This is a genomic window from Streptomyces sp. SID8352 (assembly GCF_009862265.1).
GTDB lineage: Bacteria > Actinomycetota > Actinomycetes > Streptomycetales > Streptomycetaceae > Streptomyces.
In genome coordinates this window covers 1-19,298 of record NZ_WWGX01000087.1, presented here as the reverse complement: position 1 = coordinate 19,298, position 19,298 = coordinate 1, and the positions used below count along the sequence as shown (strand labels likewise).

The 19,298-nt window shown below is 75.0% G+C and carries 17 protein-coding genes and 1 tRNA gene; 11 read left to right on the top strand and 7 right to left on the bottom strand.

What is annotated here, in order from left to right; genetic code table 11:
* The first annotated feature begins 134 nt into the window (after nucleotides 1-134).
* The 6 genes from GTY84_RS34765 to GTY84_RS25870 all read left to right on the top strand — a co-directional run bounded on the left by GTY84_RS34765 (nucleotide 135) and on the right by GTY84_RS25870 (nucleotide 3,471).
* Nucleotides 135-263 carry a hypothetical protein gene (locus GTY84_RS34765; protein ID WP_272919277.1) on the top strand — a complete coding sequence of 43 codons (129 nt, stop codon included), beginning with the start codon at nucleotides 135-137 and terminating at the stop codon, nucleotides 261-263.
* A gap of 121 nt (nucleotides 264-384) precedes the next feature.
* A complete protein-coding gene (locus GTY84_RS34760; protein ID WP_272919276.1) occupies nucleotides 385-507 on the top strand; it encodes a hypothetical protein in 123 nt (40 codons plus the stop codon).
* A 101-nt stretch (nucleotides 508-608) separates the two neighbouring features.
* Nucleotides 609-734, top strand: coding sequence for a hypothetical protein (locus tag GTY84_RS34755; RefSeq protein WP_272919275.1), 126 nt, complete (start codon nucleotides 609-611; stop codon nucleotides 732-734).
* Between the two features lie 113 nt (nucleotides 735-847).
* Nucleotides 848-970 carry a hypothetical protein gene (locus GTY84_RS34750; protein WP_265291333.1) on the top strand — a complete coding sequence of 41 codons (123 nt, stop codon included), beginning with the start codon at nucleotides 848-850 and terminating at the stop codon, nucleotides 968-970.
* Nucleotides 971-1,050: 80 nt separating this feature from the next.
* Nucleotides 1,051-2,382 carry an MFS transporter gene (locus tag GTY84_RS25875; RefSeq protein WP_161228804.1) on the top strand — a complete coding sequence of 444 codons (1,332 nt, stop codon included), beginning with the start codon at nucleotides 1,051-1,053 and terminating at the stop codon, nucleotides 2,380-2,382.
* A gap of 303 nt (nucleotides 2,383-2,685) precedes the next feature.
* Nucleotides 2,686-3,471 (top strand): TSUP family transporter, encoded by a 786-nt coding sequence (locus GTY84_RS25870; RefSeq protein WP_161228803.1) that lies wholly within the window; start codon nucleotides 2,686-2,688, stop codon nucleotides 3,469-3,471.
* 88 nt (nucleotides 3,472-3,559) lie between these two features.
* Here the strand turns inward: GTY84_RS25870 and GTY84_RS25865 are convergent, their stop codons facing one another.
* From GTY84_RS25865 to GTY84_RS25855, 3 genes are all read right to left on the bottom strand, one after another.
* Complete coding sequence (locus GTY84_RS25865) at nucleotides 3,560-4,183, bottom strand: class F sortase (protein ID WP_161228802.1); 624 nt, start codon at nucleotides 4,181-4,183, stop codon at nucleotides 3,560-3,562.
* Nucleotides 4,184-4,296: 113 nt separating this feature from the next.
* On the bottom strand, nucleotides 4,297-4,830 hold the full coding sequence (locus tag GTY84_RS25860; protein ID WP_161228801.1) for a hypothetical protein: 534 nt from the start codon (nucleotides 4,828-4,830) through the stop codon (nucleotides 4,297-4,299).
* Between the two features lie 999 nt (nucleotides 4,831-5,829).
* A complete protein-coding gene (locus GTY84_RS25855) occupies nucleotides 5,830-6,534 on the bottom strand; it encodes an ElyC/SanA/YdcF family protein (protein WP_161228800.1) in 705 nt (234 codons plus the stop codon).
* 162 nt (nucleotides 6,535-6,696) lie between these two features.
* Here GTY84_RS25855 and GTY84_RS25850 point away from each other — a divergent pair, with 162 nt between their 5' ends.
* The 4 genes from GTY84_RS25850 to GTY84_RS25835 all read left to right on the top strand — a co-directional run bounded on the left by GTY84_RS25850 (nucleotide 6,697) and on the right by GTY84_RS25835 (nucleotide 13,204).
* Nucleotides 6,697-7,971, top strand: coding sequence for a deoxyguanosinetriphosphate triphosphohydrolase (locus GTY84_RS25850; RefSeq protein WP_161228799.1), 1,275 nt, complete (start codon nucleotides 6,697-6,699; stop codon nucleotides 7,969-7,971).
* Between the two features lie 118 nt (nucleotides 7,972-8,089).
* Nucleotides 8,090-9,355 carry an FAD-dependent oxidoreductase gene (locus GTY84_RS25845; protein ID WP_161228798.1) on the top strand — a complete coding sequence of 422 codons (1,266 nt, stop codon included), beginning with the start codon at nucleotides 8,090-8,092 and terminating at the stop codon, nucleotides 9,353-9,355.
* Nucleotides 9,356-9,458: 103 nt separating this feature from the next.
* Nucleotides 9,459-11,399 (top strand): DNA primase, encoded by a 1,941-nt coding sequence (dnaG, locus tag GTY84_RS25840; protein ID WP_161228797.1) that lies wholly within the window; start codon nucleotides 9,459-9,461, stop codon nucleotides 11,397-11,399.
* 578 nt (nucleotides 11,400-11,977) lie between these two features.
* Nucleotides 11,978-13,204, top strand: a complete 1,227-nt coding sequence (locus GTY84_RS25835) for an RNA polymerase sigma factor (protein ID WP_161228796.1) — start codon at nucleotides 11,978-11,980, stop codon at nucleotides 13,202-13,204.
* A gap of 212 nt (nucleotides 13,205-13,416) precedes the next feature.
* Here GTY84_RS25835 and GTY84_RS25830 read toward each other — a convergent pair whose 3' ends face one another.
* The 4 genes from GTY84_RS25830 to GTY84_RS25815 form a co-directional block, all read right to left on the bottom strand.
* Nucleotides 13,417-15,345, bottom strand: a complete 1,929-nt coding sequence (locus tag GTY84_RS25830; protein WP_161228795.1) for an ABC transporter ATP-binding protein — start codon at nucleotides 15,343-15,345, stop codon at nucleotides 13,417-13,419.
* Entirely contained in the window at nucleotides 15,345-17,078 is a 1,734-nt protein-coding gene (locus GTY84_RS25825) for an ABC transporter ATP-binding protein (RefSeq protein ID WP_161228794.1), read from the bottom strand. Before GTY84_RS25825 ends, GTY84_RS25830 begins: the two co-directional genes overlap by 1 nt.
* A 148-nt stretch (nucleotides 17,079-17,226) precedes the next feature.
* Complete coding sequence (locus GTY84_RS25820; protein ID WP_161228793.1) at nucleotides 17,227-18,678, bottom strand: FGGY family carbohydrate kinase; 1,452 nt, start codon at nucleotides 18,676-18,678, stop codon at nucleotides 17,227-17,229.
* A gap of 65 nt (nucleotides 18,679-18,743) precedes the next feature.
* The gene (locus GTY84_RS25815; protein ID WP_161228792.1) at nucleotides 18,744-19,046 is read right to left on the bottom strand and encodes a YtxH domain-containing protein; all 303 of its coding nucleotides are present in this window, start codon (nucleotides 19,044-19,046) and stop codon (nucleotides 18,744-18,746) included.
* A gap of 157 nt (nucleotides 19,047-19,203) precedes the next feature.
* On the opposite strand from GTY84_RS25815, the gene GTY84_RS25810 reads away from it, so the two are divergent.
* Nucleotides 19,204-19,276: transfer RNA gene (locus tag GTY84_RS25810), tRNA-Asn, on the top strand.
* The last annotated feature ends 22 nt before the right edge of the window (nucleotides 19,277-19,298 follow it).

Here is a 19,298-nt window from a genome sequence, read left to right as displayed (position 1 = left end):
CGCATCGAGGGCTGACCGGCTCCGCTTCCGCGACCCCGCCGTACGTCCGTACGGCTCCGCACCACCGCACCACACCGCACCGCCCGTATCCGTACCCGCCTCGGCCGTGAGGCCGTGACCGAAGGGAAGACGCCATGTCCGAGATCCTGAAGCTCCAGAACCTGTCCCTGAGCGAGCCGGAGGGCTCGGAGGACCAGCAGGTCGCCGACTGGTCGACCATCAGCAGCGGCTGCAACAACAACCACACGCGCATCGAGGGCTGACCGGCTCCGCTTCCGCGACCCGGCCGTACGTCCGTGCGGCCCCGCACCACCGCACCGCACCGTCCGTACCCGTACTCCGCCGGCCGTGAGGCCGTGAGGCCGTGACCGAAGGGAAGACACCGTGTCCGAGATCCTGAAGCTGCAGAACCTGTCCGTGAGCGAGCCGGAGGGCTCGGAGGACCAGCAGGTCGCCGACTGGTCGACCGTCAGCAGCGGCTGCAACAACACGAGGGTCCCCGTCTAACCCGTCCGCTCCTCCGCAGTACGCCGAGCGCCGGTTCCGCACCGCGTCGTACCCGACGCCCGGCCGTCGGGCCGCGAGGCCCCGGCCGAAGGGAAGCCCCGATGTCCGAGATCCTCAGGCTGCAGAGCCTGTCCCTGAGCGGGCCGGAGGGCTCCGAGGACCAGCAGGCGACCGACTGGTCGACCATGAGCCTGGTCTGCGGTGACATCGACCGGATCGAGGTCTGACCCCTCCGCTCCTCCGCACCGCCCCGTACGGCGCACCGCACCGCACCGCCCCGTACGGCACCCATCGCACCCACTCCGCCCGGCCGTGAGGCCGTGACCGAAGGGAAGACGCCATGTCCGAGATCCTGAAGCTCCAGAACCTCTCCCTGAGCGAGCCCGAGGGCTCCGAGGACCAGCAGGTCGCCGAGTGGTCGACCGTCAGCAGCGGCTGCAACAACACCAGAATCGAAGCCTGAGCCCCGAGTCGTCATCCGTGAAGCGGCCGGCACACCCGGTGCCGGCCGCTTCGGCCGTGGTCCGAAAGGAGAGCAGACCCATGTCGGTCCGGACGCTCACCCCGCTGCACCGCAACCGTGACTACCAGCGGCTGTGGCTGGCTCACGCCCTCTCGGGCTTCGGGTCCCAGGCCAGCGCCATCGCGCTGCCCCTGGTCGTGCTGCACGCCACCGGATCGGTCACCGCGTTCGGCCTGGTGACCTTCACCGAGATCCTCGCCTCCGTCCTGGCGAGCCTGCCCGCCGGCGTGCTCGTCGACCGGCTCCCGCGCAAGGCCGTCCTGATCGTCAGCGACGCCGCCCGCGCCCTGGCCTACGTGGTGATGACGGCCGCCGTCCTCACCGACCGGGTCACCCTGTCCCTCGCCCTGTGCGTGGCCGTCGCCAACAGCGTCTTCGGCGCCCCCTTCGGTCCCGCCGCATCCGCCGCCCTGCGCCATGTCGTGCCCCGCGAGCAGCTCGGCGCCGCGCTCTCCCTGAGCCAGGCCCGCTCGGCCGCCGTCACCCTGGCCGGGCCGCTGATCGGCGCCGCCCTGTACGCCGTGGCCCCCGCCCTGCCGTTCCTCGTCGACGCGCTCTCCTACCTGGCGTCCACGGTGTGCGTGGCCCTGGTGCGGCTGCCCGCCGGACGCCCCTCGACCGCCGGGAGCCCGCCCCCGCCCAGCCTCGTCAAGGACCTGGGCACCGGCCTGCGGGAGGTGCGCCGCAGCCCCTTCCTGCGCTACACACTGGTCAACGCCGCCCTGGTCAACCTGGCGTTCAGCGGCATCGTCCTGGTCCTGATCACCGGCGGCGCCCACAGCACGTCCGGCGGCTACCACAACGCGGTGATCATCGCCGCCTCGGGCGCGGGCAACCTCGTCGGCTCCCTAGTCGCCGCCCGCACCAGCACCACCCTGGCCCCCCGCACCCTGGTGCTGTCCGTGTGCTGGAGCACCGCCCTCTTCACCCCGCTGCTCGCCCTGAGCACCCACATGGCCGCCCTCGCACTGGTCATCGGGCTGTGCAGCCTGGCCACACCGGCCGCCAACGCCGTGATCGCCGCGGCCCGGCTGCACAGCATCCCGGACCACCTCCAGGGCCGCGTGCAGACCGCCTGCGGACTGATCCCCGCCCTGATCATCCCCTTCGGCCCGCTGCTCACCAGCGCGCTGCTGACCCGGGTCGGCCCCGGTACCGTCCTCCTCGCCAACTCCGCCCTGCTGCTGGCGCTGGCCTGCTACAGCACCGTCAGCCCCGGCCTGCGCCGCATCCCCGACCTGCGCCCGCCGCGGCGGCTGGCCGACCCCGCGCCGGACCCGGCGGGAGACCGCCCCGCCCCGGCGCCGGGAAGGACCCCGGAACCGGCGCCCCCCGTGGCGGCGGCACCCTGAGGCCCGTCCCGCGGCCCCCGGAGGTCCGTCCCGCGGCCCCCGGCGGGCGCGCGACGCCGGCCACGGCACCTCGGCCGCGCCGCCGGAACGTCCGGCCGCCGGGTGACCCGCCCGGACGCCCCACCCCCGCGCGCCTCGGCCTCCCGCGCCCCGCGCCTCGGCCCCCGCGCCCCGAGATCCGCGCCCCGCGCCCTTCCCGCACCGGGAGGGGCGCGTGCGCGTGCCCGGGGGAGCGGACGCCGAAGCTCAGATGTCCCTCAGCTCGATGGACGGCCGCTCCACCGGCTCCATAGGGTCGCCACCATGCCCGACATACCGCTGACCGCGCTCGTCCTGCTGTGTCTCGCGGCCTTCGCCGCCGGCTGGGTCGACGCCGTGGTCGGCGGCGGCGGCCTCGTGCTGCTGCCCGCGCTGCTGCTGGGCCTGCCCGCGGGGACCCCGGCCGCGCACGCCCTCGGCACCAACAAGGCCGTCGCCATAGTCGGCACCACCGGCGCCGCCGTGACCTACGCCCGCAAGGCCCCCGTCGACGTGCGCACCGCCGTCCGGATCGGGCTCGCGGCCCTCGCCGGGTCGTCCGGCGGCGCCTTCTTCGCGGCCGGGATGAGCACCGAGGTGCTCAAGCCGGTGATCATGGTGGTGCTGCTGGGCGTCGCGGCCTTCGTCATCCTGCGCCCCTCCTTCGGCACCGGTCCCGCCCCCGCCGCACCGGCCGGGCCACGCCGCGTCCTGGCCGCCATCGCCCTCGCCGGGGTCGGCATCGGCTTCTACGACGGCCTCATCGGCCCCGGCACCGGGACGTTCCTGGTGCTGGCGCTCACCGCCGTGCTCCACCTGGACCTGGTGACCGCCTCGGCCACCGCCAAGATCGTCAACTGCTGCACCAACGCGGGCGCCCTCGCCACCTTCGCCTGGCAGGGCGCCGTGCTCTGGCAGCTCGCCGCGCTGATGGCCGTCTTCAACCTGGGCGGCGGCACCCTCGGCGCGCACACCGCGCTCAAGCGGGGCAGCGGCTTCGTCCGCCTCGTCCTGCTCACCGTCGTCCTCGCTCTGGTGGCGAACCTGGCGTACGAGCAGTGGCTCGCCTGACGCGCCGTCCGGCGGACCCGGTCGGCCCGGAGGACCCGGTCGACACCCCGGGCCCGGCGGGCTCGACGGACCCGACGGCCCGTGCGGCTCAGCGGACGCCGGTCAGACGGGCGTAGACGACCACGTTGCCCTGGTAGCCCGTCGCCCGGGAGTAGCCGCCCCCGCAGGTGATGACGCGCAGCTCGGGGCGGTCGGCGGCGCCGTACACCTTCTCGTCGGGGAAGTCCCTCGCGGCGTACACCTCCACCGCGTCCACCGTGAACACGGCCACCGTCCCGTCACGCCGCTCCACCTCGATGGCGGCGCCCTTGCGCAGCGCCCCGAGCCGGTAGAAGACGGCGGGTCCCCGGGCGTTGTCGACGTGCCCGGCGACGACGGCGGTGCCCCGCTCGCCGGGGACCGTCCCGGCCTCGTACCACCCGGCCAGGTTGGCGTCGGCGGCGGGCGGCACGTCCAGGCTCCCGGCGGCGGTCAGGCCGAGGCCCATCAGGGGGGCGTCCACGCCGATGGCGGGGATGCGGACACGCTCCGGCGGGGACGGCGCCAGCGCCGGGGCGGCGGGCGCCTCGCGGCCGGGCGCGGTGCCGGCGGCGGACTGCGCGGCCGACGGCTGCGGCGGGGCCCCGGCACCGGTGCCGAGCAGCAGCCACACCCCGGCGCAGAGCGCGACCGCGGTCCCGGCGGCTATCGCCGTGTCACCCACCCTGCGCATGGCGTCCCCTCTCGGACTCGTGGGGCCCCCGCCCCCTCCGGGCCGCGAGGGGGGTCGGACCCGGAGGGGGCGGGGACGTGCGGTACCGGCCGACGGGCGGCGGAGGGTGCCCGTCAGATCCCGTCGCCTCTCGCCCGGCGATGCAGGAGCCAGGTACCGCCCGCGGCGGCGACGGCCAGAGCCGACACGCCCGCCGCGGTCTGCACGGGGTCGGGGCCCAACGCGCCGCCGACCCCCGTCTTGACGCTCCCCCTCGGGTACACCCGCTCGGGGTCCGCGGTCAGCGTGACCACCAGATCGCCCGTCACCCGCCGGCCGCCCTCCGCACAGGTGGCGACGATCTCGTACGTCCCCTGCTGTGCGCTCGGCGGCACCTCGAACCGTCCCGCCGCGACGCCCCTGCCACCGTCCGGCGCCAGCGGGAACGTCCCGGCGCCCACGGCGCCCGCGTCGCCCACCGCCGCGCCGTGGCCCGCGCAGCTCGTCGTCTCCGCGACGGCCGGCTCGCCCGGCACGACCGACGCCGGGTACACCCTGAGCCCGCCGTCCTCCTCGCTCTGCCCGGCGTGCGCCGACGAGGCGGTGGCGAGACCCGCTGCCGCGACGGCGAGCGCGGTACCGGTCAGCAGGCGGGCGGTACGTCGCATCGGTGCTGCTCCTTCGGGCTGTTCGGTGGCCCCTGCCCTACCGAGGAAAGTGGCACCCGGCGCGGCCCGCTTGTCGAGAAGCCGCCCGCGCTGCGGTGAACGGGTGTCGCCGGGGACGCCGCCGTGTGCCGCCCGCCCGCCGTCTTGGCAGGTCACCGGGGTGGCGCGGGGCGGAACCGAAAAAGATCCACCGGGCGCCCGGCGCGGGGGTGAACGGGTGACCGGGCGGGCTCGCCCCGCGCAGCGCCCTCCGGGAGCCCGCCCCGGAGCCGGGGGAGCGCCGCCCCCGGCCGAGGGACCCGCGCGTACGCGCCCCGCACCGGGGCGGGGCGCTCGCCGGCGGCCAATCAGAGGCACCGGAAGGCGGGTTGGACGCATCCGGCCGGGAGACTCCGCCGCCCGAGACCCACCCCGGGCCGCCCCGGCGGGGCCTCACCCGGCCAGGAGCCCACGGGCCCAGGAGCCCAGGGGCCCAGGGGCCCAGGAGTCCGGGGGGCCAGGGGCCCGGGGGACCAGGAGCCCGGGGGGCCAGGGGCCCGGGGGACCAGGAGCCCGGGGCAGTCGTCCTCCGCCACCCGGGTCCGCGCCCCAGGTCCCGCGCCCCCGTCAGGCGCCCCGGACTCCCCGGTGTCCTGGGCCCGGCCTTGGGCTCCCCGGCACCCTGGGCCCCCACCCTCGGCGCCCTCGGGTCCCGGCACGCATCCCGCCCCGCCTGGCACCCCCGGACCTCCGCCACCCGGGGCCCGCGCCTCCGGCCCGTGCCAGGCTCCCCGGGCTCCTCGGCACCCTGGGCCCACACCCCTCGGCGCCCCGGACCCCCGGTCCCCGCCAGGCGCCCCGGGCTCCCCGCCACCCGGGGCCCGCGCCTCCGGCCCGCGCCAGGCGCCCCGGGCTCCCCGGGCTCCCCGGGCCCCCACCCTCGGCGCCCCGGCCCCCCGGACCCCGCCAGGCACCCCAGGCTTCCGGGCACCCGGCCCGCGCCCCGCGCCCCGCCCCCGTTCAGCGGGACTCCGTCAGGGCCCGGGACACCCCCGGCTCCTTCGGGCCCAGGAACGTCGGGTCGGGCCGGAGCACCGCGTCCGCCGCCGCCTTGCCCGCCGCGAACAGCTCCCGCACGCCGCCGTAGTACCAGGTCGCGTCGTGCCTGGCGTCGACGCCGACACCGTACGAGGTCACGCCCGCCCGGCGGCAGAGCGCCACCGCGCGGCGGATGTGGAAGCCCTGGCTGATCAGGACCGCCCGGTCCACGCCGAAGACCTTCTTCGCCCTGACGCAGCTGTCCCAGGTGTCGAAGCCGGCGTAGTCGCTGACGATCCGCCCGTCGGGCACCCCCGCCCGGACCAGGTAGGCGCGCATCGCGTCCGGCTCGTCGTACTCCGCGCGGCCGTTGTCGCCGGTGACCAGGACCACCTCGATCCGCCCGGCCCGGTACAGCTCGGCCGCCGCGTCCAGCCGGTGCGCGAGGTACGGCGACGGATCGCCCCGCCACAGCCCCGCGCCGAAGACGACCGCGACCTCGGTGCGCGGCACGTCCGCCGTGGTGTGCAGCCGCCCGGCCGACGCCAGGTGCGTCCAGGTCGCCGGGGCCAGCGCCAGCACGCAGACCGTCACCACCACCCGCACCAGCCGCCGCCACCCCCGGCGGGTGCGCGGCAGGCGCGGCCTCCCCGTCAGCCCCGTCACGCGGCTCGCCCAGCGGCGCATCGGCGCCCCCCTTCTCCCGTTCCGTCCCCCGCCCCGGAGGACGTGCCCGGCCGCCGGGCGGTTCGCCGCCGGGCACGTGACCGGTTTCACCCCCGGCGGCCGGGCGGTCGCACGGGACCCCCGCGTGTCCCGCCCGCCCCGGCTTCCGCCTACTGTTCAGTCATGGAAGGCACCGCACCCCCGGCCCCCTACGACCCGGCCTCGACCGCCCGCTGGGCGCCCGAACCGGACAAGCGCCCCGGGCGCACCGCCTTCCAGCGCGACCGCGCCCGGGTCCTGCACTCCGCCGCGCTGCGCCGCCTCGCCGGCAAGACCCAGGTCGTCACGCCGGGCGAGGGCAGCCCGGTCTGGGACGCCAGCCCCCGCACCCGGCTCACCCACTCCCTGGAGTGCGCCCAGGTCGGCCGCGAACTCGGCGCCGCCCTCGGCTGCGACCCGGACCTCGTGGAGGCCGCCTGCCTCTCCCACGACCTCGGCCACCCGCCCTTCGGGCACAACGGGGAGCAGGCGCTCAACGAGTTCGCCCGGGACTGCGGCGGCTTCGAGGGCAACGCCCAGTCCCTCCGGCTGCTCACCCGCATCGAGCCCAAGCGGTTCACCCCGGAGGGCTCCGTCGGCCTCAACCTGACCCGCGCCGCCCTCGACGCCGCCACCAAGTACCCCTGGCCACGCGGCGCCCACCCCACCGACCCGGCCTCCCCCAAGTTCGGCGTGTACGACGACGACCGGCCCGTCTTCGCCTGGCTGCGCGAGGGCGCCCCCGCCGCCCGCACCTGCTTCGAGGCCCAGGTCATGGACTGGTCCGACGACGTGGCCTACTCCGTGCACGACCTGGAGGACGGGCTGCACGCCGGGCACATCGACCCCAACTGCCTGCTCGCGGACCCCGAGCGGGAGGACGTCTTCGCGGTCACCGCCGGCCGCTACGCCCCCGCCGGCACCGACCGCGCCGAACTCGCCGCCGCCCTCGACCGCCTCCTCGCCCAGGACTGGTGGCCGCACGGCTACGACGGCACGGCCGTCGCCCAGGCCCGTCTCAAGGACGCCACCAGCCAGCTCATCGGCCGCTTCTGCCTGGCCGCCGAGACCGCCACCCGGGCCGCGTACGGCACCGGGCGGCTCACCCGCTACACCGCCGAACTGGTCGTGCCCCGCGCCGCCCGTCTGGAGTGCGCCGTCCTCAAGGCCGTCGCCGACCGGTACGTGATGCAGCGCGCCGAACAGGAGCGGCTCCGCGCCGACCAGCGGATCGTGGTGGCGGAACTGGCCGCGGCGCTGACCGCCCGCGCCCCCGACGGGCTCGACCCGCAGTTCCGCAGCCTGTTCGACGCCGCGGGCGACGACCGGGCGCGCAAACGGGTGATCGTGGACCAGATCGCGTCCCTGACGGACGCCTCGGCCCGCTCCCTGCACGCCCGGCTGACCGGGCGCCGATAAGACTGACATGGCCGGAACGAGGAAATCGCCGCTGGCCTGATCGGGTCACTCCCCCTTCCCGCGCCACGCGGGGTGCGGGACGCTCGCAGGTGGCGGCACCCTGACGAGGAGGCAACAAGTGGTCGACGCGGATCAGACATTCGTCATCGTCGGAGGAGGGCTGACCGGCGCCAAGGCGGCCGAGACGCTCCGCACCGAGGGATTCACCGGCAGGGTGATCCTCATCTGCGACGAGCGCGACCACCCCTACGAGCGCCCGGCCCTGTCCAAGGGCTTCCTGCTCGGCAAGGAGAGCCGGGACAGCGTCTTCGTGCACGAGCCGGCCTGGTACGCGCGGCACGACATCGAACTCCACCTCGGCCAGACCGTCGTCTCCGTCGACCGGGACGCCCGGACCGTCCACTACGGCGACGACGGCACCCGGGTCCGCTACGACAAGCTCCTCATCGCCACCGGTGCCGAGCCACGCCGCCTCGACGTCCCCGGCACCGGCCTGGCCGGCGTCCACCACCTGCGCCGCCTCGCCCACGCCGAGCGGCTCAAGGGGGTCCTCGCCTCCCTCGGCCGGGACAACGGCCATCTGGTGATCGCCGGCGCCGGCTGGATCGGCCTGGAGGTCGCGGCGGCGGCCCGCGAGTACGGCGCGGAGGTCACCGTCGTCGAGCCCGGCCCCACCCCGCTGCACGGCGTCCTCGGCCCCGAACTGGGCGGCGTCTTCGCGGAGCTGCACCGCGAGCACGGCGTCCGCTTCCACTTCGGCGCCACCCTCACCGAGATCGTCGGCCGGGACGGCATGGTGCTCGCCGCCCGCACCGACGACGGCGAGGAGCACCCCGCCCACGACGTGCTGGCCGCCATCGGCGCCGCCCCGCGCACCGCCCTCGCCCAGGCGGCCGGGCTGGAGATCGCCGACCGCGCCCACGGCGGCGGCATCGTCGTCGACGAGCACCTGCGCACCTCCGACCCCGACATCCACGCCGCCGGGGACGTGGCCTCCTTCCCGCATCCCCTCTTCGGCACCCGGCTGCGCGTGGAGCACTGGGCCAACGCCCTCAACGGCGGCCCCGCCGCCGCCCGCGCCATGCTCGGCCGGGACGTCAGCTACGACCGGGTGCCCTACTTCTTCTCCGACCAGTACGACCTGGGCATGGAGTACTCCGGCTGGGCGCCCGCGGGCTCCTACGACCAGGTGGTGATCCGCGGTGACGCGGCGAAGCGCGAGTTCATCGCCTTCTGGGTGAAGGAGGGCCGGGTGCTGGCCGGGATGAACGTGAACGTGTGGGACGTCACCGAACCCGTCCAGGCCCTCATCCGGGCCAAGGCCCCGGTGGACACCGACGCCCTGGCCGACCCGCACGTGCCGCTGGACACCCTGCTGCCCTGACCCCGGCGCCGCGCGGTCCCGGACCCGGGTCGGCCCGGCCGCGCGGCCCGTCCCCGGCCGGGGCCGTCGGGGCCGCCGCCGGAGCCACCGTAGACTTCGTTCCGTGGCCGGACGGATCAACGACGAGGACGTGAAGGCGGTACGGGACGCGGTCCCGATCGACGCCGTCGTCTCGGAGTACCTCCAGCTGCGCGGCGCGGGCGGCGGCAACCTCAAGGGCCTGTGCCCCTTCCACGACGAGAAGTCGCCGTCCTTCCAGGTCAGCCCGAGCAAGGGACTCTTCCACTGCTTCGGCTGCCAGGAGGGCGGCGACACCATCACCTTCGTGATGAAGGTCGACCACCTCACCTTCTCCGAGGCCGTCGAGCGGCTCGCCGCCCAGGCCGGCATCACCCTGCGCTACGAGGAGGGCGGGTACAACCCGACCCACCAGCGCGGCGAGCGCATCCGCCTGGTCGAGGCCCACCGGACCGCCGCCCAGTGGTACGCGGAGCAGCTCGCCACCGGCGCCGAGGCCGACACCGGCCGGGCCTTCCTCGCCGACCGAGGCTTCGACCAGGCCGCCGCCGTCCACTTCGGCGTCGGATACAGCCCCCAGGGCTGGGACCACCTCACCCGCTACCTGCGCGGCAAGGGCTTCAGCGACAAGGAGATCCTGCTCTCCGGCCTCGCCCAGGAGGGCCGTCGCGGCCCCATCGACCGCTTCCGCGGCCGGCTGATGTGGCCCATCCGCGACATCGGCGGCGACGTCGTCGGCTTCGGCGCCCGCAAGCTGTACGAGACGGACAACGGCCCCAAGTACCTCAACACCCCCGACACCCCGATCTACCGCAAGTCCCAGGTCCTCTACGGCATCGACCTCGCCAAGAAGGACATCGCCAAGGCGTCCCGCGCGGTCGTCGTCGAGGGCTACACCGACGTCATGGCCTGCCATCTGGCCGGGGTCACCACCGCCATCGCCACCTGCGGCACCGCCTTCGGCGGCGACCACATCAAGATCCTGCGCCGCCTCCTCATGGACAACGGCTCGGCCCGGGTGATCTTCACCTTCGACGGCGACGCGGCCGGGCAGAAGGCCGCGCTGCGGGCCTTCGAGGACGACCAGAAGTTCGCCGCCGAGACCTACATCGCCATCGCCCCCGACGGCATGGACCCCTGCGACCTGCGCCTGGCCAAGGGCGACGAGGCGGTCGCCGACCTGGTCGAGCCCCGCACCCCGCTCTTCGAGTTCGCCCTGCGCCAGATCACCGGCCGCTACGACCTGGACACCCCCGCCGGGCGCGCCGCCGCGCTCGACGAGGCCGCTCCCGTCGTCGCCCGGATCAAGAACAGCGGCGCCCAGCACGAGGTCGCCGTGCAGCTCGCCGGGATGCTCGGCATCCTCGACACCCAGTTCGTCGTCCGGCGCGTCGCCCAGCTCGCCCGCTGGGCCCGCGAACGCGGCGGCAAGGGCGGCCCCGCCCCGGCCGCCGACCGGCAGCAGCGCGGCGGCGCCGGGTCCGCGCAGTCCCACGCCCCCGCCGACCGCCCCGCCCCGCGCGGCCCCGCGCTCAACCTGCGCAACCCGGTCTTCGCCACCGAACGGGAGCTGCTCAAGCTCGCCCTCCAGCGCCCCGAGCTGGTCTCCCCGGCCTTCGACGCCTATGGCGCCGACGAGTTCACCGCCCCGCCCTACGCGGCCGTGCGCCAGGCCATCCTGGAGGCGGGCGGCGCCGAACTCGGCGTCCAGGACCCGCAGGACTACCTGGTCCGGGTCCGCGACGCCGCCCCCGACGACGCCGTCCGCGCCATGGTGACCGAACTCGCCGTCGAGGCGATCATGCTGCACCGGGGCGTCAAGGGCGTCGACGAGCTGTACGCCGGGGCCCAGCTCGTCACCGTCCGCCGCCGCGCCGTCGAGCGCCGCATCCACGAGATCACCGGCCGCCTCACCCGGCTCGCCGCCCACGGCGACCCCGCCGAACTGGCCGCCGTGCAGAACGAGTTGTGGGTCCTCCAGCAGTACGACCAGACCCTGCGCGAACAAGGCGCCACCGCCCTCTGACGGCGGTCCCGCCCGTACCGCCGGGCGACGGCATCGTTGCGCCCCCGGCGGCGCCGCCACGGAGCCCCGCGCGGCGCCGTGGCGGGCCCGGACGCGTCCGGCGCCCCGGATCCCCGCCGCCGGGCTCCCCCCTCCGCGTCCCGCGCTCCCGCACCGCCCACCGGCCCGCCCACTGGGGGCGGTTCCCGGACGTCCGAGTCGGGGAGATCCCGGGGCCGCGCCGCACGGCCGTGCTTCCCGGGCCGCGCTCCCGTGCCGGTCCGGGCGGTCCGGCCGTCCCGCCGGGGCGCGGGCACCCGGACGCTCCGATGAGCCCGCCCGTACGCCCCGGTGAGCCCGCCGTCACGGGCCGGACGCAAAAAGTCACCGCACGCCCCTCGTGGCGGCGATGTGCCGTACGCCACACTGGGGGCCGGTGCCCGAGTCCCCCGGAGCGCGGCCGGTCCGTCCTCCGACGGGCCCGGACCCCCACCGGCCGTGTCCTCCGCGTACGGACGGCCGGCGGTGAGCCCGCCGACCGCGCTCCCGCGGTACCGCCGAGGCCCCGCCGGCAGCGTTCATCCTGGAGGTCGCCACCCGTGCAGACCCGGACCCCCACCCAGACCGACGCGAGCACTCCGGGCGCGGCGCAGGACGCCGAGCGCGCCGTCCTCGTCGCCCCGCCCCCGCACCGCCGCGCCGCCCACCGCCCCGCGCTCCTGCCCGCCGTGCCCGCGGCCCCCGCCGTCCGCGCGGAGCCCCGGGCCGAGGGGGCGTCCGGCGGCCACGGCGCGCCCCGTACCGACCGCGGAGCCCGTACCGACGGCGCGCCCGGGAGCGGGGCCCCGCCCGGGGAGCCGGGGGAGGCCCGGCCCGCCGGGACTTCCCGGGCGCCCACCCGCACCGAGTCCGGCGGTCCCCTCTCGGACCTGTTCCGCCAGTACCTCCGCGAGATCGGCCGCATCCCCCTGCTCACCGCCGCCGAGGAGGTCGAACTCGCCCGCCGGGTCGAGGCGGGGCTGTTCGCCGAGGAGAAGCTGAGCCGCGTCCCCGCCCCGGACGGCCCCCTCGCCCACGACCTCGACCGGCTGGTCGTCATGGGCCGGGTCGCCAAGCGCCGCCTGATCGAGGCCAACCTGCGGCTCGTCGTCTCCGTCGCCAAGCGCTACGTCGGCCGCGGCCTGACCATGCTCGACCTCGTCCAGGAGGGCAACGTCGGCCTGATCCGCGCCGTGGAGAAGTTCGACTACACCCGCGGCTACAAGTTCTCCACCTACGCCACCTGGTGGATCCGCCAGGCCATGTCCCGGGCGCTGGCCGACCAGGCCCGCACCATCCGCGTCCCCGTCCACGTGGTGGAGCTGATCAACCGGGTCGTCCGGGTCCAGCGCCTCATGCTCCAGGAGCAGGGCCGCGAACCCACCGCCCGGGAGGTCGCCGCCCGCCTGGAGCTGACCCCGGAACGCGTCGGCGAGGTGCTGCGGCTGGCCCAGGAGCCGGTCTCCCTGCACACCCCGGTGGGGGAGGAGGACGACGTCTCGCTCGGCGACCTGATCGAGGACGGCGACGCCGCCAGCCCCGTGGAGTCCGCCGCCTTCCTGCTGCTGCGCCGGCACCTGGACGCGGTCCTGTCCACCCTCGGGGAGCGCGAGCGCAAGGTGGTCCAGCTCCGGTACGGACTGGACGACGGCCGTCCGCGCACCCTGGAGGAGATCGGCCGCCTCTTCGGCGTCACCCGCGAGCGGGTGCGCCAGATCGAGTCCAAGACCCTCGGCAAGCTCCGCGACCACGCCTACGCCGACCAGTTGCGCGGCTACCTGGACTGACCGGCGCGGGCGGGGCACCGCCCGGACCGGTGCCGAGTCCCGGCACCGCCCGGCCCGGCACCGAGTCCCGGCACCGCCCGGACCGGTGCCGAGCACCCCGTCCCCTGCCCGGCCCGGTGCCGGGCCCCGGCCCTGCCCCGTCCGGCCGCCGTCCGGGCGCGCCGAAGGGGTGCCCCCGCCCGGGGGAGCACCCCTTCACCGGTCCCGGCGGATCAGTCCACCTCGGCCACCGCCTGCGCGAACTGCGCCTCGTACAGCCGCGCGTACGCGCCGCGCGCCGCGAGCAGCCGGGCGTGCGTGCCCTGCTCCACGATGGACCCGTCCTCCATCACCAGGATCGTGTCCGCGTCCCGGATCGTGGAGAGCCGGTGCGCGATCACGAACGAGGTCCGCCCGTGCGCCAGCTTGGCCATCGCCTTCTGGATCAGCACCTCGGTACGGGTGTCCACGGAGGAGGTCGCCTCGTCCAGCACCAGGATCACCGGGTCGGACAGGAACGCCCGCGCGATGGTGATGAGCTGCTTCTCGCCCGCGCTGACCCCCGTCCCCTCGTCGTCGAGCACCGTGTCGTAGCCGTCCGGCAGCGTCCGCACGAACCGGTCGGCGTGCGCGGCCCGCGCCGCCTCCTCGATCTCGCCGCGCGTCACCTCGCGTGCCGCCCCGTACGCGATGTTCTCCGCGATGGTGCCGCCGAACAGCCAGGTGTCCTGGAGCACCATGCCTATCCCGGCGCGCAGTTCGTCCCGGGACATCGTGGCGATGTCCACGCCGTCCAGCGTGATCCGTCCGCCCGACACCTCGTAGAACCGCATCAGCAGGTTGACCAGCGTCGTCTTGCCCGCGCCGGTCGGCCCGACGATGGCCACGGTGTGGCCGGGCTCCACCGCCAGCGACAGGTCCTCGATCAGCGGCCGGTCCTCGTCGTAGCGGAAGGAGACGTGCTCCAGCTCCACCCGCCCGCGCAGCTCCTCGGGCCGCACGCCCGGGATCGGGTCCGCCGACTGCTCCTCGGCGTCCAGCAGCTCGAAGATCCGCTCCGCCGACGCCACGCCGGACTGCACCAGGTTCGCCATCGACGCCACCTGCGTCAGCGGCATCGAGAACTGACGGGAGTACTGGATGAACGCCTGCACGTCGCCGATGGACAGCGAGCCGGACGCCACCCGCAGCCCGCCGACCACCGCGACCAGCACGTAGTTCAGGTTGGACACGAACATCATCAGCGGCTGCATGATCCCGCTGTTGAACTGCGCCCGGAACCCGGCCTCGTACAGCGCCTCGTTCTGCTCCGCGAACTGCCGCGCGGACTCCTCCTGCCGCCCGAACACCTTCACCAGGGTGTGGCCGGTGTACATCTCCTCGATGTGCGCGTTCAGCTCGCCGGTGGAGCGCCACTGCCGCACGAACTGCGGCTGCGACCGCTTGCCCACCCGGGTGGCGACCACGAACGACAGCGGCACGGTCACCAGCGCGACCAGCGCGAGGATCCAGGAGACGTAGAACATCATCGCCAGCACGCCGACGACGGTCAGCAGCGAGTTGATGAGCTGGCCCATCGACTGCTGGAGCGTCTGGCCGATGTTGTCGATGTCGTTGGTGGCGCGGGACAGCACCTCGCCGCGCCGGCTCCGGTCGAAGTACGACAGCGGCAGCCGGGACAGCTTCGTCTGCACCTCCTCGCGCAGCCGGAACATCGTCCGGTTGACCGCCCGGTTCACCAGCCGGGTCGCCACCGCCATCAGCACCCCGGCCACCGCGAAGGTGCCCAGCGCCAGCAGCAGCACCTCGCCGACGGCCCCGAAGTCGATGCCCCTGCCCGGGGTGAACTCCGTGCCGCGCAGCATGTCCGCCATGCCGTTCCGGCCCTGCTCCCGCAGCGATTCGAGGACCTGCTCCTTGGTCTGCCCCGCCGGCAGGTCGCGTCCGACGATGCCGCCGAAGACGAGGTCGGTGGCGCGGCCGAGGATCTTCGGCCCGATCACGTTGAGCCCGACGCTGACGACCAGGCAGGCCAGCAGCGTGTACAGTGTCGTCCGCTCCGGCCGGAACTGGCCGATGAGGCGCTTGCCCGACCCCTTGAAGTCCATGGAGCGCTGGTCCGGGCCGCCTCCGGCCATCATGCGTCCCGCAGGCCCGGCCATCAGGCAGCCTCCGCTTCCGTGAGCTGGGAGAGCACGATCTCCCGGTAGGTCTCGTTCTCCGCCATCAGCTCCTCGTGCCGTCCGGAGCCGACCACGCGGCCCCCGTCCAGCACGATGATCCGGTCGGCGTCCCGGATGGTCGCCACCCGTTGCGCGACGATCACCACGGTGGCGTCCGCCGTCTCCCGGCCCAGCTCGGCCCGCAGAGCGGCGTCGGTGGCGTAGTCGAGCGCCGAGAAGGAGTCGTCGAACAGGTAGATCTCCGGGCGCTGCACCAGGGTGCGGGCGATGGCCAGGCGCTGGCGCTGGCCGCCGGAGACGTTGGTGCCGCCCTGGGCGACGGGAGCGTCGAGCCCGCCCTCCAGCCGCTCCACGAACTCCCTGGCCTGCGCCACCTCCAGGGCGCGCCACAGCCGCTCGTCGCTCGCGTCCGGGTCGCCGTAGCGCAGGTTGCTGGCGACGGTGCCCGCGAAGAGGTACGGCTTCTGCGGCACCAGCCCCACCACCCGGGCCAGCAGCGCCGGGTCGACGGTGCGCACGTCCACCCCGTCGACCAGCACCTCGCCGTCGGTGGCGTCGAACAGCCGGGGGACCAGCCCGAGCAGGGTGGACTTGCCGCTGCCGGTGGAGCCGATGACGGCGGTGGTCTCGCCCGGCCGGGCGGTCAGGTCGATGCCGCGCAGCACCGGCTCCTCGGCCCCCGGGTAGCGGAACCCGGTGCCGCGCAGCTCCAGGTACCCGCGCCGGCGCAGCTCGGTGACCGGCGCCGCGGGCGGCACCACGCTGCTCCCGGTGTCCAGCACCTCCTGGATGCGCTCGGCGCACACCTCGGCGCGCGGCACCATCATGAACATGAAGGTGGCCATCATCACGGACATGACGATCTGCATGAGGTAGGCGAGGAACGCGGTCAGGTCGCCGATCTGCATGCCGCCGCTCTCGATCCGGTGGGCGCCGAACCAGACCACCGCGATCGACGACAGGTTCACCACCGTCATGACCACCGGGAACATCAGCGCCAGCAGGTTGCCGGCGCCCAGCGCCACCTCGGTCAGCTCCGCGTTGGCCCGGCGGAACCGCTGCTGCTCGTACTCGTCGCGCACGAACGCCCGGATCACCCGGTTGCCGGTGATCTGCTCGCGCAGCACCCGGTTCACCGTGTCCAGGCGCACCTGCATCGAGCGGAAGAGGGGCCGCAGCCGCCGCACGATCAGCGTCACGCAGACGGCCAGCACCGGGACGACCCCGACCAGGACGCCGGACAGCGGCACGTCCAGGCCCAGCGCCATGACGATGCCGCCGACGCACATGATGGGCGCCGACACCATCAGCGTGAACGACATCAGGGCGAGCATCTGCACCTGCTGCACGTCGTTGGTGGTCCGCGTGATCAGCGAGGGCGCGCCGAAGGCGCCCACCTCGCGGGCGGAGAACGACTGCACCCGTCCGAAGACGGCCCCCCGCAGGTCCCGGCCGAGCGCGGAGGCGGTGCGGGCGCCGTAGTAGACGGCCCCGATGTTGCACACGACCTGGGCCAGGGAGATGCCGATCATCACCGCGCCGAAGCGCAGGATGTGGCCGGAATCGCCCTTCACCACTCCGTCGTCGATGATGTCGGCGTTCAGCGTGGGCAGGTAGAGGCTGGCGCAGGTCTGCAGGAACTGCAGCGCCACCAGCAGCGCGATGGGTTTCCTGTAGGGCCTGAGATGGGCCCTGAGAAGTCGTATGAGCACACTGGGTCTCTCGGAGTGGACGGCGGGGGCGGATGGCTGCCCTTGGCACCCATCGTCGAACACTCCACCGGTGTTACTTCAACCGATTAACCCGACAGGGCGGAACTTCCGGCCGTACGGGGGCGCCGCGGCCCCGCCGGCCCCGGGCTCAGCCGAAGGCGCCCGGGTGGGTCTGCTCCCGTACGGACACGTACTGCTGGCGCACCGCCTGGCCCACCGCCAGTTCCTCGCCCGGGTCGAGTACCTCCGCCGCCGCGTCCCGCCAGGCCGGGCAGGAGTGCGGGGCGAGGGTGCCCCGCGAGACACCCAGCGACCAGGCCGCCTGCCGGGCCGCGCCGATCGCCGCGTAGTCCGCCGGCTGCGGCACCACCACCTGGGCCCCGAACAGCGCCGGAGCCATCGCCCGCACGGCCGGCAGCTCGGCCGCCCCGCCCAGCAGGAACACCCGCCGCACCTCCACACCCCGGCCGCGCAGCACGTCCAGGGCGTCCGCGAGACCGCAGAGCATGCCCTCGAACGCGGCCCGCGCGAGGTGCTCCGGCTTCATCGACTCGCGCCGCAGCCCCGCCAGCGTGCCGGCGGTGTGCGGCAGGTTGGGCGTCCGCTCGCCCTCCAGGTACGGCAGCAGCACCAGCCCGTGGGCGCCCGGCGTCGACTTCATCGCCAGGTCGGACAGCCCCTCCAGATCCGGCACGCCCAGCAGTCCGGCCGCCCCGCGCAGGGCCCGCACCGCGTTCAGGGTGGTGACGACGGGCAGGTGCATCCCGGTGGCGTCGGCCAGGGAGGTGATCATGCCGGACTGGTCGACCAGCGGTTCGGAGTGCACGGCCATCACGGAGCCGGAGCCGCCCAGCGACACCACCGCGTCGCCCAGCCCGATGCCGAGCCCGAAGGCGGCGGCCATTGTCTCGCCCGTCCCGGCGGAGATGAGCAGGCCCTCCGGGGTGGTGCCGGCGGCCTCGGCGGGGCCGATCACCTCCGGCAGCAGGGGCAGGTGGCCGAGGGCCAGCTCGACGAGGTCCGGGCGGTAGCCGCCGGTGGCCGCCGACCAGTAGCCGGTGCCGGAGGCGCCGCCCCGGTCGGTGGTGTGCCGCCCCGGGCGCCCCAGCAGCTGCCACACCAGCCAGTCGTGCGCCTGGAGCAGCGCCGCGGTGCGGGCGGCGGCCTCGGGCTCGGTACGGGCCAGCCAGCGCAGCTTGGTCACCGGGTGCGCGGCCTGCGGCACACAGCCCACCGCCTGCGCCCATGCCTCGCGCCCGCCGAGCGCGTCGACCAGATCGGCGGCGGCCACCTGGGCCCGCTTGTCACCGCCCACCAGGGCGGGCCGCACGGTGCCGCCCTGGGCGTCCAGCGGCACGACCGCGTCGGGCTGGGCCGAGACCCCGATGGCCTGGACGCCCTCCAGCAGCCCGCCGCCCGCGGCCTCGCCCAGGGACAGCAGCCAGGCCTGCGGGTCGACGTCGGCCGGACGGCCTCCGCCCTCGGGGCTCTCCACCGGATGCGGCGCGTATCCCTGCCGGAGCACGGCACCGGTGTCCGCATCACAGACGACGATACGAGTGAAATCGGGCGAACTGTCCAGCCCGGCGACTATCCCCATGCCGGAATTCTGCCGCACCGCGCGCGGTATCCGTACCCGGCGCGGGAACGGGCGGTCCGGCGGGGTCAGGTGTTGCTGGTGCCCCAGTCGTCGGAGCCGTTCTGGGCGCCGCGCTCGCGCAGCGCCTGCACCCGCTGGGCGACCGAGTCGGGCATCCGGTCGCCCACCTTGTGGCTCACGGCGCTGTAGGCGCGGTCGGCGAAGTGCCGCCCCTGCTGCGCGGCCGACTCGGCGGTGTTGCGTACCGCCGGATTCTGTGCGACCTGGCGAGCGGACCTCCGCAACTGCTCGTACCGCTCGCGGCCGGCCTTCGTGCCGAGCACGTAACCGACGGCCAGTCCGACGACGAACGTGAGGCGATAACGCATGGAGGCCACCCTTCCCTTGCCTGGTGCCGTAGGAGTCTGCGGGAGCGGGGGAGTACCGATTGGCGGAGCACCCCCCTGCTTGCGCTAATGTATGTGTCGCAGCGAGCGCACGCCCCTGGTGGGTACCCGGGACGGGGCGTTCGATGCGACGAGGCATTCCTCCGTAGCTCAATTGGCAGAGCAGCCGGCTGTTAACCGGCAGGTTACTGGTTCGAGTCCAGTCGGGGGAGCTCGGTCCTCCGTAGCTCAATT

Bases quoted from the DNA above. Each gene is read 5' to 3' on its own strand.
- GTY84_RS34765 (WP_272919277.1), top strand. From the start codon at position 135: ATGTCCGAGATCCTGAAGCTCCAGAACCTGTCCCTGAGCGAGCCGGAG.
- GTY84_RS25860 (WP_161228801.1), bottom strand. From the start codon at position 4,830: ATGCGACGTACCGCCCGCCTGCTGACCGGTACCGCGCTCGCCGTCGCG.
- GTY84_RS25820 (WP_161228793.1), bottom strand. From the start codon at position 18,678: ATGGGGATAGTCGCCGGGCTGGACAGTTCGCCCGATTTCACTCGTATC.
- GTY84_RS25865 (WP_161228802.1), bottom strand. From the start codon at position 4,183: ATGCGCAGGGTGGGTGACACGGCGATAGCCGCCGGGACCGCGGTCGCG.
- GTY84_RS25875 (WP_161228804.1), top strand. From the start codon at position 1,051: ATGTCGGTCCGGACGCTCACCCCGCTGCACCGCAACCGTGACTACCAG.
- GTY84_RS25815 (WP_161228792.1), bottom strand. From the start codon at position 19,046: ATGCGTTATCGCCTCACGTTCGTCGTCGGACTGGCCGTCGGTTACGTG.
- GTY84_RS34750 (WP_265291333.1), top strand. From the start codon at position 848: ATGTCCGAGATCCTGAAGCTCCAGAACCTCTCCCTGAGCGAGCCCGAG.
- GTY84_RS25855 (WP_161228800.1), bottom strand. From the start codon at position 6,534: ATGCGCCGCTGGGCGAGCCGCGTGACGGGGCTGACGGGGAGGCCGCGC.
- GTY84_RS25850 (WP_161228799.1), top strand. From the start codon at position 6,697: ATGGAAGGCACCGCACCCCCGGCCCCCTACGACCCGGCCTCGACCGCC.
- GTY84_RS25830 (WP_161228795.1), bottom strand. From the start codon at position 15,345: ATGGCCGGGCCTGCGGGACGCATGATGGCCGGAGGCGGCCCGGACCAG.
- GTY84_RS34755 (WP_272919275.1), top strand. From the start codon at position 609: ATGTCCGAGATCCTCAGGCTGCAGAGCCTGTCCCTGAGCGGGCCGGAG.
- GTY84_RS25870 (WP_161228803.1), top strand. From the start codon at position 2,686: ATGCCCGACATACCGCTGACCGCGCTCGTCCTGCTGTGTCTCGCGGCC.